Below are 18,643 nucleotides of genomic sequence, written 5' to 3'. Positions count from 1 at the left end.
GCACCGATCCGAAGCTCGCGCGACCGTGTGACAGGGCGCGCGATCTGGTTCTGGCCGTGTTCAGGCAGAGTTCATGCGAATCGGCGTATCTCTATTTTCATCCGCAAGACAGGAAATTTGGGGGTAAGGAAAATGCTTGAAGGTTTGGTACGGATCTCGCGTATCGCCGTGGTCGGATTGGCCGCGTTGCAGCTGATGACCTCTGCGGCTTCGGCTCAGTATTACGGCGGCGACGACGGTTATGCACCGCCGCCCTGGCAGCGCGATCAAGGTCGCGACTGGAGAGGGCCGCCGCGCGATCGTGGCTGGGACCGTGACAGAGGTTGGGACCGCGATCGGGGCTGTGACAGACGTGACCTGATGCGCGCTGCGCGCGCGGAAGGCTTCCGCCGCATCGATTCGGTTGATAGCAACGGGCGCCGAATTGTCGTCCGCGGCTGGAATGACGGCGGCCCCGACCGCATGGTCTTCGCCAATCGGCGCGGCTGCCCGGTTATTGACTGACGCTCAAGTCAGCATGTGAGCGGAGCCGAGTTTGGATCGGCCTCCGCTTGCTTCGCGGCAGGGCATGCTTTCGACTGGCTGAAGTTGGCGCATATGCCGCCAGCGGCGATCATTTTTCCGATGATCTTGCTTCACTCGGGCGTCAGGCTGCGGCGGCTCGTGGTTTTGCGGCAACGATATCGCCGTCATGTACCGTTTGAGCTTTGGCTGATGTTCCAACATCGGCAGCTGGTGACTTGACCTGGAATTGCCAATATATGCCCCAGGGATCTGTCACTCCGCCGCGATCATCCGGGCAACCCTTCCCCAGCGCATAACGCAAACGGCTTGCCTCGTCTTCCGTCGCGCACTCGACGGTGACCGAAGAATTATGCTCCAGGTAGTCGAATGGCCCAGCCTCGAATCCCATGTAGGAACGGTTTCCGAGTTTGAAGCCCGCGAATTTTACGCTGCCGGCCGGTCCATTCGGTTGATCGGTCAATATGTTCGAGATCCATCCGACGGCCGAATCAGGGATAAGCGCCGTATAGAGCTCTATCGCTCTTTCCATATCCCGGCGAAACCAAAGATGCTGCCTGACCTTCATTGTAGCGCTTTCATCAAATCCTTGATGGATGGCGATTGGCATAAAAGAGCTACGCCTGCCGTTCGCCCAATAAAAAATCATGCCGCCGATGACCCGCTTCTTATGGAACGGTGCCGCCGGCGGCATGCTGAAGAGTTGCTTCTTACCGTTCGTGCTCACCCCTGCGGAGCGCGGACGGAGGCCGCAACACTATTTCTCCGCAACTCTACCGGCGAGAGCCATCACGTAGTCGTCGGCAATATCGGCCAAGGTCAAAGCGACCTCAGGCTCATTCCAGCCGGCGGAGACCACCGTTTGGACGAAATCGCGAAAGGCCAGTTCAAGGACCTCTTCGCGCTCGACCGCGCGGTATGAATCAGTGACGGGATGCTGGGGCTTGCTGATCTCTATTGTTTGGCGAGTAGATACCATTGCTGTTTTCCCTAAGGCTTGCCCCGATGGACGCAGGGTACATTCACCAAACATTGGGGCTTTGGTGTCTGAGCTAGTATTCCCTTTCATTTTTAATGGTTTACCTATCGGGTGTCGTTAGCCATGCATCCCGAAACTTGCAGCAGCGTCCATTTTCGCGATTGCTGAAGTGCGGTGTTTCCGCTTGTGCATGGATGGGCGCGACGGGACGCCGCGCATCGGAGTCATTCAACTGCGTTTCATTCAAGAGATTTTGAAGCCCGCTATGCGGAATTGTCTAATGATAATAGCCCAGGGTTTTCAGCCATTCGTCGAAAGAGTGGCTGTTGCCGGACGGCGCCGGTGAGATGATCTGTCCGACATAGCGTGGGATGGTAAGGTTTCTGGCTTCGCGAGGGCTATAGCCGAATTCCTTGCCGAATGCCCGGCTGAAATGCGCCGCCGAGGAGAAACCTACGGCAAAGGCGATGTCGACGATCTGCTCACGATTGGCGGGATCGCTGAGAGCCGCATGCGCCGACAGGAGACGGCGGCGCTGAATATAGTGATGTACGCCGCCATATTGTTCAAATATCTGATAGAGCCGGGTGCGGGATACGCCAAGCTCGCGGCATATGCGTTCGGCGGTCAAATCGCCCGAGATCAGGTTGGCTTCGACGAACCGCCGCACCCGTTCCGTCAGGGCGAGGGCGCTATGCTGTTCTGTGCCGGTCGATTGAGCCGCTGAGGTCGAAATGGCAGCCACGATCATGTTGCGCACCGTCTGTACGACATGGGGTAGATCAGTGGCTGCAAGACGCGCGAGATTGTGTTCGACGCTATCGAGAAATTCGATCAGCATGTTGGTGAAGACGCCGGAGAGGGCAATATTGTTCTCGATTTCTACCGGTGCGGGAACGTCGAGCAACAACGCCCTCGGCAGAAAGAGCGAGAGGACCTTCGCCTCGGTCGAGCGCCCTCGAAAAGGGTGTCCTAGCGAACGCAATTCCACCTTGCCCGGCTCGCCATCCAGAACGTGGCCATCGACTTCCGTCCACGTCCGGCCGCTGGATAACACGGAAATGTGCCAGTGATCGACGTGATTGGCTTTCACTTTCGCCTGCGAGCGCATGTAACTGTGAGGCGGCGCATCCTGCTGAACGACGAGCATGCCGCCCAGATTCCATGCTGTATGGTCTGCCGGAAAGCCGGCTTCCGGAGAGGCATTATCCGGCAGCCGGACGTCTGCCAAGGGAGCGACATAAGTCTGCCAAGCGGCAAATTGATCGCCGGGCTCCATACCACGTGTCGAAAATTTCAAGGGCTGCAAGGCTGGCGGCGGCAGGGCGCCCTCCGCTGCCTTCTCCGGCCGGGGAAAGCGCCGCCGTTCGGACTGCATGGATTTCCTATCGCCACGCCATGACTCGTCCTGCGCCTCGTCTGACGCGGATTGGGATCGGTCTTCGCGTCGCAAATCAGACAATCAAGTCTCTCCGAATGCCGTCGGGCGGAAGATAAGCATCGCTGTCAACTCTCCATCCGCCATACCGACAGGTTCCTGCTGCCCGCTTCCATCGGATAAGCCCGAAACTTGCTATGAATTGCTCTTTTCAGCGAGCCGATACGCGGCGATCCTGGTCTTATCCCGGGTTTTTTCACCTCAATACGGTTTTCATTTGCTGCGCATTTTCGAAAAGGCAAGTCTCGCGGGTTGGCAAATCAATATTCCCGTTTCACTTGTCCCAATATATGGCACCAATTCGCACCGATCTGTGCAGATGCGTTTGCTGGCCGACGCGACAAGGGGGCGGCGTCTCCATTCCAGGAGTCTGAAACGAAAGCGCAAATCGCTCAATGCGTGCCCTCTGCAACGTTCAAGGCAACACTATCCGTTTTTATTGCACTCGACCTGACATGGCTTCCACCCATCTTACTTTCGCGGGAGTTTTTAGCCAGGTGTCTTGCGAGCGGCCAATTCGTTTTTTGCAGAGCTATGAATAATTTGCAGTTGCCCATTCCGCCAAGCTTGCCTAGGCAGATAGCAACTGCGGTGTTTGGAATGAGACATGACCGAATCCTCGATAATTCCCGTATTCGATGGCCATAACGACGTGTTGCTCCGGCTGCGTCGCGGCGGCTTGAATTCCATCGATGCTTTCCTGAACGGCGAAGCTGCCGGACATATCGACCTGCCTCGCGCGCGTCGTGGCGGTCTTGCCGGCGGGCTCTGCGCCATCTTCATCCCTTCGCCGGATCAGCCGAAGCCTGGAAATGCCGATTTTGCGACGCCCGCCCAGCCGGACGCGCTGAACGAAACCCTGGCTATGGCGCGGCTTCTGCTTGCGATCGAGGCCCGGTCACAAGGAGCCGTAAAGGTTTGCCGTTCGGCCGCCGATATCAGGCGGTCGATTGCCGAAGGCCAGTTCGCCGCCGTTTTCCATATCGAGGGCGCGGAGGCGGTCGCGGCCGATCTCGATGCCCTATACGTCCTGCATCAGGCCGGTTTGCGCACGCTTGGACCTGTCTGGAGCCGCCCCAATGTCTTTGCCTATGGTGTGCCTTTCCGGTTTCCTTCGACGCCGGATATTGGCCCCGGGCTCACCGACGCCGGCAAAGATCTGATCCGCGCCTGCAACGAGCTCAGGATCATGATCGACCTCTCGCACATGAACGAGCAGGGGTTCTGGGATATCGCCAAATTGTCGAATGCGCCGCTGGTTGCCTCGCATTCCAACGCGCATGCCATCAGCCCGCACAGCCGCAACCTGACCGACAAGCAGCTTGACGCCATCCGCGATACCGGCGGTTTGGTCGGTATAAATTTCGGCGTGTTGTTCCTGCGTGACGATGGCGTCAGGAACACCGATACGCCTCTCGAAGTCCTCGTTCGCCACGTTGCTTACATTGCAGAGCGCATCGGCATCGAACATGTCGCGCTCGGTTCCGATTTCGATGGTACGACCATTCCGGCAGCGCTCGGTGATGCGAGTGGCCTGCCGAAGCTGATCGACGCCTTGCGCGCGCATGGGTTTGATGCTCCCTCGCTTGCCAAGATCGCGCATCAAAACTGGCTTCGAGTCCTCGAACAGACATGGGGCGGCTAAGACGGGAATTGTCCCGTCTCAGCCAAAGACACGCACCTTTGTCTAAAGCCTATCCGACGCGTCAGGGAAGAGCGTTGGCTTCGCCAAGATTGCGATAGCCGGTTGCTGGATGCGGGACTGCAAGCCGGGGTCCGCTGCCGCCAAGCTTCTCGCGCAAGGTGCCTGTGCGATACTCGGTCTTGTAGACGCCGCGCTTCTGCAGTTCCGGCACCAGAAGATCGACGGCATCCTCGAAGCTTTCGGGGGTGACGGCATAGGCGAGATTGAAGCCGTCGACGTCGGTATCCTCGATCCATTCCTGCATCAGGTCGGCAACCGTCTGTGGCGAGCCGACAAAGACCGGGCCGAAGCCGCCAATGCCGACCCAATCGGCCATTTCGCGCACCGTCCATTCCTTGTCCGGATCGATGGTGGTGAAGGTCTCGACGGCCGATTGCACTGCATTGGTATAGCGATGGCGCAGCACCTCGTCGGCTGAGAATTGGCCGAAATCGATGCCGGTCCAACCGGAGATCAGCGCCTGCGCCCCTTCGAGCGAAACATATTGACGGTATTCGTTGAACTTGCGCTGCGCCTCTGCATCGGTCTCGCCCAGGATCACTGTCTGTAGATTGAAGGAAAGGATTTCGCGGGGATTGCGCCCGATGCGCTCGGCTGCCTCGCGAACATTGGCGACATAGCGCTTCAGGACTGCCTTCGAAGGTGCCGCGACAAAAATGCATTCGGCATGTGCACCGGCGAAATCCTTGCCGCGGCTGGAGGCGCCCGCCTGGTAAAGCACGGGGGTACGCTGCGGCGACGGCTCGCTGAGATGAATGCCGGGCACGCTGAAATGCTTGCCGGAATGGCGGATCGGGTGGACTTTTTCCGGTCTCGTAAAGATGCCGCTCTCGCGGTCGCGAATGACTGCGTCGTCTTCCCAGCTACCCTCCCACAGCTTGTAGCAGACTTCGAGATATTCCTCGGCCAGGGAATAGCGGTCGTCATGCTGCGTTTGTGCAGACTGGCCGATGTTGAGCGCGCCGCTGTTCAAATAGGAGGTGACGATATTCCAGCCGACGCGCCCTTTCGTCAGATGATCGAGCGTCGAGATGCGCCGCGCGAATGTGTAGGGATGCTCGAAGGAAAGCGAAGCTGTCAGACCGAAGCCGAGATGCTCCGTCTCATAGGCCATGGTCGGGATGAGCTGCAGCGGATCGTTGACCGGCACCTGCGCCGAATGGCGCAAGGCCGCATCGACATTGCCGTTCAATACGTCATAGACCCCGAGCACATCGGCGATGAACAAGCCATCGAATTTGCCACGCTCCAGCGTCTTCGCCAGATGAACCCAATAATCGAGATCCTTGTAGGTCCAGGATTTGTCCCGCGGATGGCGCCATAGGCCTGGTGACTGGTGTCCGACGCAGTTCATGTCAAAGGCATTGAGCCTGATTTCGCGTGTCATCTTGCTATTCCTGCGATTGTATCGTTCGGTCGGCGCTCAGGCGCCAACCGCTTTCTTGTTGACGAAGCTGAAGGTGAGCACGGCGAAGATCAGCAGACCGGTGCCGACCTGCTGCCAGTAGAAATTCAGGCCCGTCAGCAGCAGGCCGTTGGCGACGATGCTCAAAAGCAGAACGCCAAGCACCGTGCCGGCGACGTTCGGCCGCCCCAGCGACGAAAAGGTCGTGCCGATGAAAGTGGCCCCAATGGCGTTCAGCATGAAGCCGTTGCCGGAAGAGGGGATATAAACCGTCACGGTCGCTGTCAGGATCAGGCCGGCAAAAGCGGCAATCGTGCTGGCAAGGATAAAGGTCACAGCGACATGCTTTGCGAGACCGATGCCCGAATAACGAACGGTGCGCGGCTGAATGCCGATCGCAAGCACAACGCGGCCGAAGCGCATGCGGGCAAATAGCAGTGCTGCTGCGGCGATAATGACGGCCGCAATCAGAAGCGGCACCGGAAAGCCAACAAGCGTTCCATGCCCGATAAAGCGGAATGCTGCGGGAACACCGGAGGGCGGCAGATAGACCGGATTGCCGCCATCCGTCAGGAGTTGCTGAATGCTGCGGCCGATGAATAGCGTTCCGAGCGTTGCGAGGAATGGCGATACGCCGATTGCCGAAATCAGGATGGCATTGAAGGCGCCGACCAATGCTCCCGCGCCAAGGCCCGCCAGGGCGGCGAGCGGCACCGGTAGACCAGCCAATATGCCGGAGACGAAGGCAAAGCTTGCGAAATCGACGGCCGTCCCTACCGAGAGATCGATGCCGCCGGCTGCAACGGCAAAAGTCATGGCGATCGAGACAATGGCAAGCAGGGTGAAGTTGTTGACAAGAATGCTCTGCAGATTGCCGACACTGAGAAATGTCGGCGCCACGGTCGAAAACAGCGAGAAGACGAGCACGAGGGCGACGATGAGCCCATAGCGGGCAAGGCCAGCGAATGATCGTATCATGGCAATGGCAGCGATCACGGTTCAGATCTCCCGTTTGCGAAGCAGTGTGGTGGCCGAAACCACGATGAGGATCAGAAGACCTTGAACGCCGCTGACCAGCGTGCTCGGGAGGTTGAGCAACTGGAAGCCATTGATGAGAAAGCCGACAAAAAGCGTCGAGATCAGCGTGCCGCCGATGGTCGGCACGAGCCGGCGGGAAAACACCGAGCCGAGCAATGCGGTGACGACGACGGGAAGCAGCATCTCGCCGGAGCCGGTGGTGCTACCGCTGAGATAGGCGACGGAGAGGATGCCAGCGATGCCGCCGCAGAACCCGCTGGCTACGAACGCCCCCGCAATCAGGCTCTTCAACGGCAGGCCGGCGGCGCGTGCGGCCTCGGGAAACTCGCCGACGGCATAAAGCCTGAGGCCAAGCGGGGTGAATTGCACAATCGCCGTGGCGATAATGGTAAAGCCGATCAGCACATAGGCGAGGATCGGAATGCCGAACCCGTCCGACGATGAAAGTGCGGTGAGAAGGTCTGTCGAGGCCGGAAGCACGGTATTCTGCGTCAGGACCAGCTCTAGCCCCGCGACCACATTCATCACGGCAAGCGTCGCGAGCAACGGCACAATGCCCGCAAAAACGATCGCCAGCGCGTTGACGATGCCGATCGCCAGCCCGGTGGCCAGTGCAGCCGCCGCGGCGACCACATCGCTGAAGCCGAGCTGGATGAGGGTTGCGTAAACTGCGGCGCTGAGCCCCATATTGGCGGCAAGCGAGAGATCGATGCCGCCGGTGACGACATTGGAGCCGCCGGCGATCAGGACGATCGTGAGGCCGATGGCAAGAACACCCGAGATGGCTGATTGTCCGAGCACGTTGCCGATATTGCCGACCGTCAGAAAATAGGGCGCCGTCGCCGCGAAAATCACCAGAATGGCTGCGAAGGCAAGCAACGAACCGAACCGCAAGGCGGCGGCAGCGGCAAGCTTGCCGCTGGCCGGCGACGCCTTTGTCGTCGAAGTTTCGGGTAGGGAGGCAAATTGAACGTCAGCCGACATGGCGCAATCCTTCCAAGGCACCGGTCGATGCCGACAGAACTTCGTCCGTCGTCGTCTCGGAGGAGATGAGGTCGCGCGTCACGCGACCGCGAAACAGCACAAGGATCCTGTCGGTGATGCCGACAAGCTCCTGAAGATCCGAAGACAGCACGATTACGCCGGCACCGCGGGCGGCAAGCTCGCCGATCAATGTGTAGATTTCGACCTTCGAGCCGATATCGACGCCGACGGTCGGCTCGTCGAGCAGGTAGATTTCCGATCGGCGGCTCAGCCATTTGGCAATCGCCACCTTCTGCTGGTTGCCGCCTGAGAGTGTCCGCACCAGTACCTCGCGCCCAGCCGTCTTGATTTGCAGCCGCTTGATCAGCTCGTCGGCGTCGGCGCTTTCTCGCTTGCGGTTGAGAAAGCCGAAACGGGTATAGCGGCTCAGGCTCGACAGTGTGATGTTTTCACGGACGCTGAGCTCCAGGCCTACGCCGTGGCCGCGCCTATCCTCCGGCACCAAGGCGATCTGATGATCGACGGCTTCGACCGGGGTGCGCAGCTTCAGGCCACGCGCATCGACATCGATCGTCCCACCTGTTGCCGCCTGCAACCCGAAGAGGGTGCGAACCAGATCCTTTGCCCCCGAGCCGAGCAAGCCCGTAATGCCGAGGATCTCGCCGCGACGCAGTGAGAGGCTGACATCGTGAAAGCGGTCTGTTGCCGAGAGATTCGTGGCTCTGAGTATCTCATTCCCTAGTTCGACCTGCCGCTTGGGAAACATGTCGGCGATATCGCGTTCGACCATCAGGTTGGCAATCTTGCCTGCCGAGATTTCGCTTGCCCTCAGAGAAGCGACATCGATACCATTGCGCAGAACCGTAACATCGTCGCACAAGGCCTCAATTTCATTGAGATAATGCGAGACGTAGATAATGGTCACGCCTTCGCTGCGCAGGCGGCGGATGAGGCGGAACAGGATCTCAGCTTCCTGGCGCACCAGCGCTGCGGTCGGCTCATCGAAAACGAGAATCTTCGGCTTATGCAGCAGCGCACGGGTGATCTGGACGATCTGCCGTTCCGCTGTCGACAGTTCGCTGATCAGCGCGTTCTTCGGCAAATCGACGCCGAAATAATTGGCAAGGAGTTCCGCGGCCCGCCGCTGCATGGCGCTGCGGTCGAGGAAAGGCGTCTTGCCGAGGCGGGTCTCTCGCCCGAGAAAAAGCGATTCTCCGACAGTGAAGGTCGGCACCAGCAGCCGATCCTGATGGATGAAATGAATGCCGAGCTCTTCGCACAGATGCGGCGCCAGGCGCTCATACACCTGCCCCTCGATCTCGATCCGTCCCTCATCCGGGGTGTGCAGACCTGCCAGCAGCTTGATCAAGGTGGATTTGCCCGCTCCGTTCTGGCCGACAAGCCCATGGACGGTGCCGCGCCTGATGGCAAGCGACGCTCCGGCCAGCGCCAGCGCACCGCCGAAACGTTTAACGATGCCGTCGAAGCGCAGGATGTGCGACGTGTTGTCTGCTTTGGTCGCATGCTCGGCTGCGGTCATGAAAGAGGCCCTTCGCCTTTCGAGAGGCGATGCGGGAAATCCGCATCGCCGGTTTGCACGTCAGCCGATGCCGAGCGTCTTGATCACGTCGGCGACATTGCTTTTGTTTGCCAAGAGGGCAGGAACATAGGTTTCGCGTGGCAGCGTCTGTCCCGAAAGCAGCTTGGCGACATTGCGGATCGCGGTACGGCCAATCTCCGCCGGCTGCTGGGCTGCATCGGCCCCGGCTGGCGAATTGGGATCCGCAACGAGTTGCAGCACTTCCGGGCTGCCGTCGACACCGTAGGTGCGGATCTCGGTACGTCCGGCGGCCGCGAGCGCCTGTGTGGCGCCGAGCTGGGGAATGTCCCAGGCCGACCAGATCGCCTTGATTGAGCCCTTCTCCGGATATTTGTTCAGGATGGCGGTGATCTGCGTGAAGGCGTCCTGAACCGTATTCGGAATGACATCCCGAAGTTCTGGTTGAATGATCTTCACCTTCGGGAAGTATTTGACCACATTGACGAGCTGGTCGTAGCGGATTGCGCAGGGCGTCACGCCATAAAAGCCGTTGAAGACGATGACATTGCCTTCGCCGCCGATATCGGAGACGAGCTGCAGCGCCAGGTCCTTGCCGATACCCCAATTGTCCGATGTGGTGTTGTTAATCGAATTGGTCGAGCCGACATCGACGGTCAAAACGGGAATGCCGGCGTCGCGGGCCTTCTTCAGCCAGGGATCGATGACGCTCAGCGTGCCGAGGATCTGGACGATGGCGTCCGGCTTCTGCGCAATCAGCGTCTGCAGCTGCGAGACGAGCTTGCCGTCATTGCGACCGGCATCGACGGCGATCGGCGTGCCGCCCAGCCGTTTCACCTCGTCAATCTGCGCATTGTAGGCCTGCAGGTCGAAATAGTGGTCGGTTCCCGTCGCGCTGATAGCGATCCGCTTGCCTTTCAACGACAATGCGTCGTCGGCAGCAGCGGCGGTCTTCGACAGAATGCTCGAAGCCGCGAGCGCCGTTCCGGCAACCGCCGTCAGTTTAAGAATATCCCGGCGTCCTAGGCCGGTCGTCTGTCCCTTGGTCATGAAAGCATCCTCTCCAGCAATTCATAAATGCCAATAGAATATAAAATAGGTAGATTTAAATGATTTAAGGGAGGAACGTTTTTCCAAAACTGACGGTGCATGGGAAATTTCCGTCATCTGCCTTTCTAATGTACAGATCGGGTTTCCACAGCCCGCGTAATGATCGTTAGCTTTATGGTCACTTTTTCGAATGCCGATCTATCGCCCCTCAGCCATAGACCCGCGTGGACTGCCCGCGAGATTGCGCGATCTTTTAGGCAAGCCCTTGCCGCCAAGCCTTCCCATCGCGAACAAAGAATCTCCGAAGGCGGGTAAAATCAGATGATTTAATCTACTAAAAACATAGAGTTTATATCTAAATAATTGCATGCGTCGCAGGGTCATCATTCCGTCAGACGACGCTTCCGATTGATCGTGAGGATCGCGACAATGAAATTTCTCACACGGCTTGCCCTAACGGCCGTTGTTCCTCTTCTTCTTACGCAGGCTGCGCTGGCTGGCGGTGTGAGTGGCGCTCCCGCCCCCTTTGATAAGGGCGGCGTGAAGATCGCCTTGATCAGCTACATATCGGCCGGCGACTTCTTCCAGGCTTATCAGGCCGGGGCGGAAGCTCAGGCAAAGGTGCTCGACATCGATCTGCGCGTCTTCCCCGGCCGCCAGGATGCGGCTGCGCAGCGCGAACAGATCCTCCAGGCAATCAATCTTGGTGTCTCCGCCATCGTTATCGATCACGGCCTGCCGGAATCTCTCGGCGATGTCGTTCAGCAGGCGCTCGACAAGGGCATCAAGGTCGTTGCCTTCGACGTCAATCTCAACAATCCCAAGATCCCCCAGGTCGAGCAGAGCGATCATGAGCTTGCCGATCTTGCCCTGAAGCAGGCCGTCAAGGACAACGGCAGCAGCTTCAAGGCAGGTTATGTATATGTAGCGGGTTTTGCGCCGCTCGATCGCCGCAATGAGGTTTGGGACGCTTTCAAGAAGCAGAATGCAGGGGTTGTTGAAAAGGCTCGCTTCGGCAATGTCAGCGATACGACGGCGACCTCGACTGCGGACCAGGCAAAGGCGGCGCTGACGGCCAATCCCGACATATCAGTCGTTTTCGCACCCTATGACGAGTTCGCGCGCGGCGTGAAGCTTGCCGCGACGGATCTCGGCATCACGGGCAGGCTGAAGATCTATTCCGCTGACGTATCGACGGCCGACATTCAGGAAATAACCGAACCGGGTAGCCCGTGGGTTGCGACGGTGGCGACCAATCCAGCCGTCGTCGGTGCGGTTTCCATCCGAGCCGCCGCTTTGCAGGTGGCGGGCCAAGAGGTTCCGCATCAGATCACCGTCAAGCCGACGCTGCTGACGCAGGAGGGACTTCGCGCCGCCAATGTCCGGACGATCGAGGAACTAGCCAAGAAAGTTCCTGCTTTCAACACGAGCGACGCGGTAACCGCCAGCTGGATACCGGAGAAGCTTTTCTAAGCAGCTGTCCACGATCCCGGCGAGAATTTCTTAATCTCGCCGGACTACGTCCATGAACCGGAGTTCATATAATGAGTCAGTCCAACGTCGTCTTTGCGGGCAGTCGAAACGCCACGCGGGAAGACCTTTTTGCCCGAGCGGAAGAGATTGCCGCCGATCTTTCCAAGCGCGCTCCAGAACTTGATCGCGAAGGTCGTCCACCGCTCGGCGAAATCGTCAAGCTGAAGAATGCGGGCTTGCTGAACGCCTTGCATGCTGCGCAGGTTGGCGGCGGCGGCCTCGATTGGGTGGATGGCTTGCGGTTGGTGCGCATCCTTGCGCGCGGCGAAAGCTCCATTGGCCAGCTTCTCGGCTATCACTACGTCAACAGCCAATATGTCTATTGGGCCTTCGAGGAGGCGCGTGCGCAGGAGCTCGGCAACAAGACGGTGGCAAACAGCCTCTACTGGGGTGCTGCCGTCAATCCGCGCGATCCGGGCCTCGTATTGACGCGCCGCGGCAATGGCTATGTCCTGAACGGCCGCAAATCCTTCTCCACCGCCGCCCACGTGTCGGATTACATCAACGCCAATGCCGCTCTTGATGATGGGATCGTCGGTTTTGCCGTTCCGACCAATCGGGCGGGTTACAAGGCTAATGACGATTGGGACAATTTCGGCCAGAGACTGTCGGACAGCGGCAGCGTCGAATTCCACGATTTTCCCGTCTACGAAGAGGATCTGGATAGGGCGGCAACCGTCGGCGGCGAAGCGCCGGTGCTCGCAACCTTCAACACACCCCTCATTCAGCTCGTTTTCGTGAACTTCTATCTCGGCACGGCTGAAGGCGCTTTGCGAGAGGCGGTCGACTATGTCCGCAGCACGACTCGACCGTGGGTCACATCCGGCGTCGAACGTGCATCGGACGATCCCTATATTCTCGAGCGTGTCGGCGAGTTCACTGCGGCCTTGAAGGCTTCCGCTGCGCTGGCCGACAGCGCTGCGGCAACGGTGCAGGAGGCGCTTGCGGGAGGAAGCAGGGCAACGGCACGCGAGCGCGGCGAGGCAGCAGCCGAAGCCTATGCGGCGAAGGTGCATGCGACCCATGTTTCACTCGATATCACCTCGCGCGTCTTCGAACTCACCGGAGCGCGCTCGACCGCGGAGAAATATCGTTTCGACCGCTTCTGGCGCAATGTACGGACGCACACGCTGCACGATCCGGTCTTCTACAAGGCCAAGGAAGTTGGCGAATTCGTTTTGAACGACCGGATTCCTGAAGTCAGTCTCTACAGCTGACACGAGGGCGAGGACGTGGCGCAGTCTAAAAAGGGCATAGGCTCATAATCTGCGCTGCGCGGGTGCTGACTCCACCTGTACTCAAGATCGGTCAGCGTCATTTATATCTGGTGTGGTGTGGGCCAGGGTTGGAGCACACCACAGCTTCAAGCAGGCTTGCCGATTGTGGCCTTCACGCAGCTGGATGATTGATGTTTCAATATCCGGCTTACAAATCCTGTGCTCAACTCATTATTCTGTGGAGGGTTGCCGGCGCATGCCGCAATCCGCACACGTTCCTCATTAGGATCTCTTCGCTCACGAATCGTTTTCAACCTCCAGAAGGGCAGGCGATCTCGATTGAGAATGAAATCGATCCAATGGAGTCCTTCATGGCTGACACGCGCGCACCACTTTCCGGGGTGATACCGAAGATTTCTGTCGTCGGTGTCGGCGGTGGCGGCGGCAACGCGATCAACAATATGATCGCGCAACAACTTCAGGGCGTTGAATTCATCGCGGCAAACACGGATGCGCAGGCGCTTGCGACGTCCAAAGCGACCAGGCGCATTCAACTTGGCGCACAGGTGACGGAGGGCCTCGGTGCAGGCTCCCTGCCGGAAATCGGACGAGCCGCCGCCGAGGAATCCATCGATGAGATCATGGATCATCTCCAGGGCACGCATATGTGCTTCGTGACGGCCGGAATGGGCGGCGGCACCGGTACGGGCGCCGCGCCGATCATCGCTCAGGTCGCGCGGCAGGCGGGCATCCTCACGGTCGGTGTCGTCACCAAGCCCTTCACGTTCGAGGGCAACCGGCGCATGCGCACGGCTGACGAGGGCATCGAGCGACTGCGCGAAAGTGCGGACACCGTTATCGTCATTCCCAATCAGAACCTGTTTCGCATTGCGGACGCCACGACCACCTTCGCAAACGCCTTTGTGACTGCGGACCGCGTCCTTTATGCGGGCGTCAGCTGCATCACGGACCTGATCATCAAGGAAGGTCTCATCAATCTCGACTTCGCCGATGTCAAATCCGTGATGCGGGGAATGGGACGTGCGATGATGGGAACGGGCGAAGCTTCAGGACCGGGCCGCGCATTGAAAGCGGCAGATGCCGCAGTCTCCAATCCGCTTCTGGACGACATGAGCATGAAGGGCGCGCGCGGCGTGCTGATCTCCATTTCCGGCGGAACGGACATGACGCTGTTCGAGGTCGATGAGGCCGCCAGCCGCATCCGCGACGAAGTCTTTGCGGATGCCGATATCGTCGTCGGTGCCATCTTCGACAAGACTCTCGACGGGGTATTCAGGGTATCGGTCGTTGCAACCGGTCTGGAAAGTCTCGCGATGTCAGCCGGTCAGCCCATGGAAACCAATATGGATCGGCACTAATTGGCTTCAGCGTGGCGCTGTGGATCTGTGCTTTTGATTATGTGAAAGCCTCGTCGCCGGCGACGGGGCTTTCGTCTATCCGTTAAAGCGCGCCGTTTTTCGGCGGGATGACGTCGTTGAGGTGATAATTGCCGACGACGTGATATTTCCAGCGAACCGGATCGTGGAGCGTATGCGTGCGGGCATTGCGCCAGTGGCGATCGAGATTGAGATCGAGCTTGACCGAGGCCGTGCCGGCGAGCTCAAACAAGGTGTTGCTCGCTTCGATGGCAATTTCCGTTGTCAGCACCTTTGCGGCCGCCACCGCGAGCGTCGCCTCGACCACCCTCTTTTCTGTTGTCTCGACCTGGGCGGCATCGACCTTGCGGCCGGCGCGCTCGACGGTCGCGGTAGCAGCTTCCAGCCGGACGGCGATCTGCCCGACCTTGGCGATTGTCAGCGGATCGTCGCTCGCCCGCTCTACACCGCTATCCATCCAGGGGCGCGATCGGGTCTTCACGAAATCAAGCGTTTCGGCAAAGGCTGCCCGAGCGATGCCGAGATCGACGCCGGCATGAATGATCTGGCCGACGGAGCCAATCGTCGTCGGCCGTTCGAAGCCTTTGTGGTGAAGAACGACATGGTCGGCATTCACATAGACATTGTTGAGGACCGTGGTGCCGCTGCCGGTCGTGCGCTGCCCGAAGCCATCCCAATCGTCAATGATTTCGATGCCTTCCGTTCCCTTCGGGACGAAGGCCATGACCAGCTTGTCGGCTTCGTCGAGCGCAAAGACAGTGACCCAATCGGCGAAGAGGACGCCCGTCGAATAGAACTTGCGGCCATTGATGCGATAGCCCGGACCATCGCGGGTGATACGCGTATCATAGTGCCCGACTGTCTTCGTGCCGCGCTCGGAAAGAGCGTTGCCGAAGCGATCGCCGGCCAATGCGCGCCCGAAGAAATAGCGCTTCTGATCTTCCGAACCATCGACGCGCAAGGCTTCAAGAATGTAGAAGTGGTTCTGCGGAATCTGTCCGATCGAACCGTCGGCCTGGGCGAGTGTCGCCGTGATCTCCGCCAAGGTGGCATTGGAGACATCCAGGCCGCCATACTCCTCGGGAACCGTAATTGCCAAGAGCCCGGATTGTGCCAGCGCATCCATCTCGGCAAAGGGAAGCAGCCTCTCGCTATCGCGCTCCGAGGCGGTGGCGGCAAAACGCTGGGCCAGCTCCTGCGCGACGGCCAGCGCCTGCTGTTCGGTCTCCAGCAAGGTGGCCTCAGGATGCGTGGCGTTGATATGGTGCAGTTGCGCGTTCATGGGCGGGCTCCGATTTCATTTGGCGCCACGATGCCGCATTAAAAGCTGGTCTTCGAGAAAAGGCATTTCATTTTTGAAGAGGTCGTCGCTTCTTCATTCCTTTCTCTATAGAATTGATAGTCAATTGCTGCCTGAAGATATATCCACATTGGTAAGCATCGACAGTCTCGCCAATCTTACCCAGCTGTCACGCCCGGTTCGCCGGTCTTCAAAGCATTCGGCGGACGCCAACCACTCGTCGCGTCGGAACAAAACCGGTCGCGGACGAGATGGGGCTGCGTCCTGCCTGCCGGCGTTGCCGATTGGATCGGTACTCGAAGCTGTGTGGGGTTTTGTGTTCTGCCGACGAGGCAGATAAAGGACGTACCGGCCATCATGGCCGGTACGCAGTTCATTTTAGGAAGCCATACGACGCAGAGGCCGTGCAGAAATAGGCTTGGCGGGAACTCTTAAAGGGAGCTTCGTGGCGACGGGGGGCTTCCGTGCCGTGCTGGTTTTCGGCGCCCCAAGCCAGCGAAGAATCGCATCGAAGCCGGGCTGGGCGGCCCGTTTGAACTCGGGGCTCATTTCCTCGTCCATGCCGCAGAGAGAGGCTATTTCCTGGAAATCCACACGTCCTGCCCGGAGAGGAGGGCGCGATTGGAAAACGATAAGGCCGATCATGAAGCCTTTGATATTCTCGAAGCTACGCGGCTGAAGCAGCGGCTTGAGCCGCAGATCGCAAAAATCTGAAATCTTGCGCTGGAAAACGTCAGAGGCGGAGCTTTTTTTTATGGGCATTATTCATTCCTTGCAGGCGACATCATCCAATGGTCGGGGTGTGGCCCGCTAAAGCACGGAAGTTAAGGAAGCGCAAACAACCGACCGATTGGCCGCTTTCAATTCTACGATGAGCCGGGATTTGGCAAGTGGCAGATTGATCACGCTTCGGTAAACTCCGCTTCGGGTGGAACGCGATACCGGCAAGATCAGAGCTTCTTCGGTCGCGCCGCTAAGATCATGAAAAAACTGTAACTTGCCTCCCGCGCCATTGAGAGCGACATTTTCCTTGCGCCGGATATATGAGGTGAAAGACATGTCAGTCTTAGAAATATTGGTCAGACGCCGGATGCAGGAAGAATATGCAAAGGGTACACCACCAGAGCGCATTACCCGCCTTCTGCAGGAATTCTTCAACGGAACGGAAGCCTCCCAAGCTGGTGTTGCCGCGCGACGGTCTTCCGGCAATCGATAAATGACGGTGGCCGGCCTCGATATTTCGCAAGGCCGGCCGTTTGTTGAAGCAATTAAATCCTCATAGCAGCTCTTTACTGGACCGCATTGGATCCCTGCATGTCCTCGACGGCTGTCAGGATTTTGTAGGCTGCCGCGACGCGCGCGGGGATCGGAAAATTCCTGTTTGCAAGCAAAGCGATGCCGACCTGTCTGGCCGGTATGAAGGCCGCGTATGCGCCAAAACCGTTCGTTGAGCCCGTCTTGTTGAGCAGGATATCCTTGCGCGGCTGCTGAGGCGGGTCGAGCCGGCTGATTTTATGGGGCTCAAATGCCATGTCTGACGAATTGCCGGCAAGCAGCCGGGCAAGCGTCGTTGGATAGGCATAGATCTCCCAACCGAGCGCCTGCGTCGTGTTGTCGACACGGTAATAGCCGACATGCGTCGCGTCGATTGCCTGCTGAAGCTTATCGTCGAGCTTTGCTTCGCCCATATTCGCTTCAAGAAAGGCAAGCATATCGGAGCTGGTAGTCTTGATGCCATAGGCCTGCGTATCGAAAACGCCGCCGTTGACGCGGATCGGCTTGCCCTGCTTGGAATAGCCATAGGCATAATTGGCCATCTCAGCCGGTGGAACGCGGACATAGGTGTGACGGAGGCCAAGACCAGGAAGAATTTTTTCCTGCATCAGCGTATCGAACGGCTCTCCGACGGCCTGCGCTGCCAGGTAACCGAATAGGCCGATGCTGGGATTGGAATATTGCCGATACGTACCGGGCGCAAAGGTGGGATGCCATTTGCGATAATAGGCAACCATCTTGTCCTGATCCGTCACGTCGCTGGGAAACTGCAGTGGCAGACCGCCTGCCGAGTATGTGGCGAGATCGAGCAGGCTGATCCTGTCGAAGCTGCTGCCCGCAAGTTCCGGCATATATTTCGTCGCCTTGTCGGAAAAGGACAGTTTTCCACGGACTTGAGCGTAGGAGCCGAGCGCTGCCGTAAAGGTCTTGCTGATAGAGCCGAGCTCGAAGATCGTGTCGCTCGTCACCTTCTGGCCGCTCTCCTTCGAGGCGACGCCATAGTTGAAGACATAACGCTTGCCTTTGACGGTCAGCGCGATCGCCATGCCCGGCACATCGTTTTCCTTCATCAGCGGGCGGACGATCTCGTTGACGGCCCGCTCCAGCCGATCTTGGTCATTGCCGTCGGCAGCCTGTGCGCCGACGCCATAGAAAAGGCAGCTGGCGACGAAGCCGATCTTCTGCAAAGAATTGGTACGTATATTCAAAATGATATCCTCATTGTGATGATCGACCGTGCAG

At 58.7% G+C, this 18,643-nt stretch carries 16 protein-coding genes; 5 read left to right on the top strand and 11 right to left on the bottom strand.

All coding sequences use genetic code 11. The features are described 5' to 3' along the window. Window positions 1-132 precede the first annotated feature (132 nt). Entirely contained in the window at window positions 133-504 is a 372-nt protein-coding gene (locus tag FHT73_RS19425) for a hypothetical protein (protein ID WP_183713991.1), read from the top strand. A gap of 142 nt (window positions 505-646) precedes the next feature. On the opposite strand, the gene FHT73_RS19420 is transcribed toward FHT73_RS19425, so the two are convergent. The 3 genes from FHT73_RS19420 to FHT73_RS19410 all read right to left on the bottom strand — a co-directional run bounded on the left by FHT73_RS19420 (window position 647) and on the right by FHT73_RS19410 (window position 2,879). Continuing rightward, the gene (locus FHT73_RS19420; protein ID WP_183713988.1) at window positions 647-1,090 is read right to left on the bottom strand and encodes a VOC family protein; all 444 of its coding nucleotides are present in this window, start codon (window positions 1,088-1,090) and stop codon (window positions 647-649) included. A gap of 189 nt (window positions 1,091-1,279) precedes the next feature. Continuing rightward, window positions 1,280-1,501: a hypothetical protein gene (locus tag FHT73_RS19415; RefSeq protein ID WP_112603841.1), complete on the bottom strand. Its 222-nt coding sequence runs from the start codon at window positions 1,499-1,501 to the stop codon at window positions 1,280-1,282. A gap of 277 nt (window positions 1,502-1,778) precedes the next feature. Beyond that, window positions 1,779-2,879 (bottom strand): helix-turn-helix domain-containing protein, encoded by a 1,101-nt coding sequence (locus FHT73_RS19410; RefSeq protein ID WP_112603839.1) that lies wholly within the window; start codon window positions 2,877-2,879, stop codon window positions 1,779-1,781. A 667-nt stretch (window positions 2,880-3,546) separates the two neighbouring features. On the opposite strand from FHT73_RS19410, the gene FHT73_RS19405 reads away from it, so the two are divergent. After that, the gene (locus FHT73_RS19405; RefSeq protein WP_183713985.1) at window positions 3,547-4,584 is read left to right on the top strand and encodes a dipeptidase; all 1,038 of its coding nucleotides are present in this window, start codon (window positions 3,547-3,549) and stop codon (window positions 4,582-4,584) included. Window positions 4,585-4,645: 61 nt separating this feature from the next. Here FHT73_RS19405 and FHT73_RS19400 read toward each other — a convergent pair whose 3' ends face one another. The 5 genes from FHT73_RS19400 to FHT73_RS19380 are packed head-to-tail and all read right to left on the bottom strand — an operon-like array spanning window position 4,646 to window position 10,679. Next, the gene (locus tag FHT73_RS19400; protein ID WP_183713982.1) at window positions 4,646-6,031 is read right to left on the bottom strand and encodes an LLM class flavin-dependent oxidoreductase; all 1,386 of its coding nucleotides are present in this window, start codon (window positions 6,029-6,031) and stop codon (window positions 4,646-4,648) included. 36 nt (window positions 6,032-6,067) lie between these two features. Further along, a complete protein-coding gene (locus tag FHT73_RS19395) occupies window positions 6,068-7,027 on the bottom strand; it encodes an ABC transporter permease (RefSeq protein ID WP_183714196.1) in 960 nt (319 codons plus the stop codon). 21 nt (window positions 7,028-7,048) lie between these two features. After that, the gene (locus FHT73_RS19390) at window positions 7,049-8,071 is read right to left on the bottom strand and encodes an ABC transporter permease (RefSeq protein ID WP_183713979.1); all 1,023 of its coding nucleotides are present in this window, start codon (window positions 8,069-8,071) and stop codon (window positions 7,049-7,051) included. Beyond that, entirely contained in the window at window positions 8,061-9,611 is a 1,551-nt protein-coding gene (locus FHT73_RS19385; protein ID WP_183713977.1) for a sugar ABC transporter ATP-binding protein, read from the bottom strand. Before FHT73_RS19385 ends, FHT73_RS19390 begins: the two co-directional genes overlap by 11 nt. A 60-nt stretch (window positions 9,612-9,671) precedes the next feature. Further along, complete coding sequence (locus tag FHT73_RS19380; RefSeq protein ID WP_183713974.1) at window positions 9,672-10,679, bottom strand: sugar ABC transporter substrate-binding protein; 1,008 nt, start codon at window positions 10,677-10,679, stop codon at window positions 9,672-9,674. Window positions 10,680-11,108: 429 nt separating this feature from the next. On the opposite strand from FHT73_RS19380, the gene FHT73_RS19375 reads away from it, so the two are divergent. From FHT73_RS19375 to ftsZ, 3 genes are all read left to right on the top strand, one after another. After that, the gene (locus tag FHT73_RS19375) at window positions 11,109-12,152 is read left to right on the top strand and encodes a substrate-binding domain-containing protein (RefSeq protein ID WP_183713971.1); all 1,044 of its coding nucleotides are present in this window, start codon (window positions 11,109-11,111) and stop codon (window positions 12,150-12,152) included. A gap of 71 nt (window positions 12,153-12,223) precedes the next feature. Continuing rightward, window positions 12,224-13,429, top strand: coding sequence for an acyl-CoA dehydrogenase family protein (locus FHT73_RS19370; RefSeq protein WP_112603825.1), 1,206 nt, complete (start codon window positions 12,224-12,226; stop codon window positions 13,427-13,429). A gap of 371 nt (window positions 13,430-13,800) precedes the next feature. Then, window positions 13,801-14,808 carry a cell division protein FtsZ gene (gene ftsZ / locus FHT73_RS19365; protein WP_112415136.1) on the top strand — a complete coding sequence of 336 codons (1,008 nt, stop codon included), beginning with the start codon at window positions 13,801-13,803 and terminating at the stop codon, window positions 14,806-14,808. A gap of 82 nt (window positions 14,809-14,890) precedes the next feature. On the opposite strand, the gene FHT73_RS19360 is transcribed toward ftsZ, so the two are convergent. From FHT73_RS19360 to ampC, 3 genes are all read right to left on the bottom strand, one after another. Next, window positions 14,891-16,108: an SfnB family sulfur acquisition oxidoreductase gene (locus FHT73_RS19360; RefSeq protein ID WP_112603823.1), complete on the bottom strand. Its 1,218-nt coding sequence runs from the start codon at window positions 16,106-16,108 to the stop codon at window positions 14,891-14,893. Between the two features lie 396 nt (window positions 16,109-16,504). Continuing rightward, complete coding sequence (locus FHT73_RS19355) at window positions 16,505-16,888, bottom strand: hypothetical protein (protein WP_112337267.1); 384 nt, start codon at window positions 16,886-16,888, stop codon at window positions 16,505-16,507. A gap of 527 nt (window positions 16,889-17,415) precedes the next feature. Next, window positions 17,416-18,609 carry a class C beta-lactamase gene (gene ampC, locus FHT73_RS19350; RefSeq protein WP_112603817.1) on the bottom strand — a complete coding sequence of 398 codons (1,194 nt, stop codon included), beginning with the start codon at window positions 18,607-18,609 and terminating at the stop codon, window positions 17,416-17,418. Window positions 18,610-18,643: the final 34 nt, after the last annotated feature.

It is taken from the genome of Rhizobium sp. BK098, assembly GCF_014193155.1.
Classification (GTDB): domain Bacteria; phylum Pseudomonadota; class Alphaproteobacteria; order Rhizobiales; family Rhizobiaceae; genus Rhizobium.
This window is presented reverse-complemented; position numbering and strand designations above follow the sequence as displayed.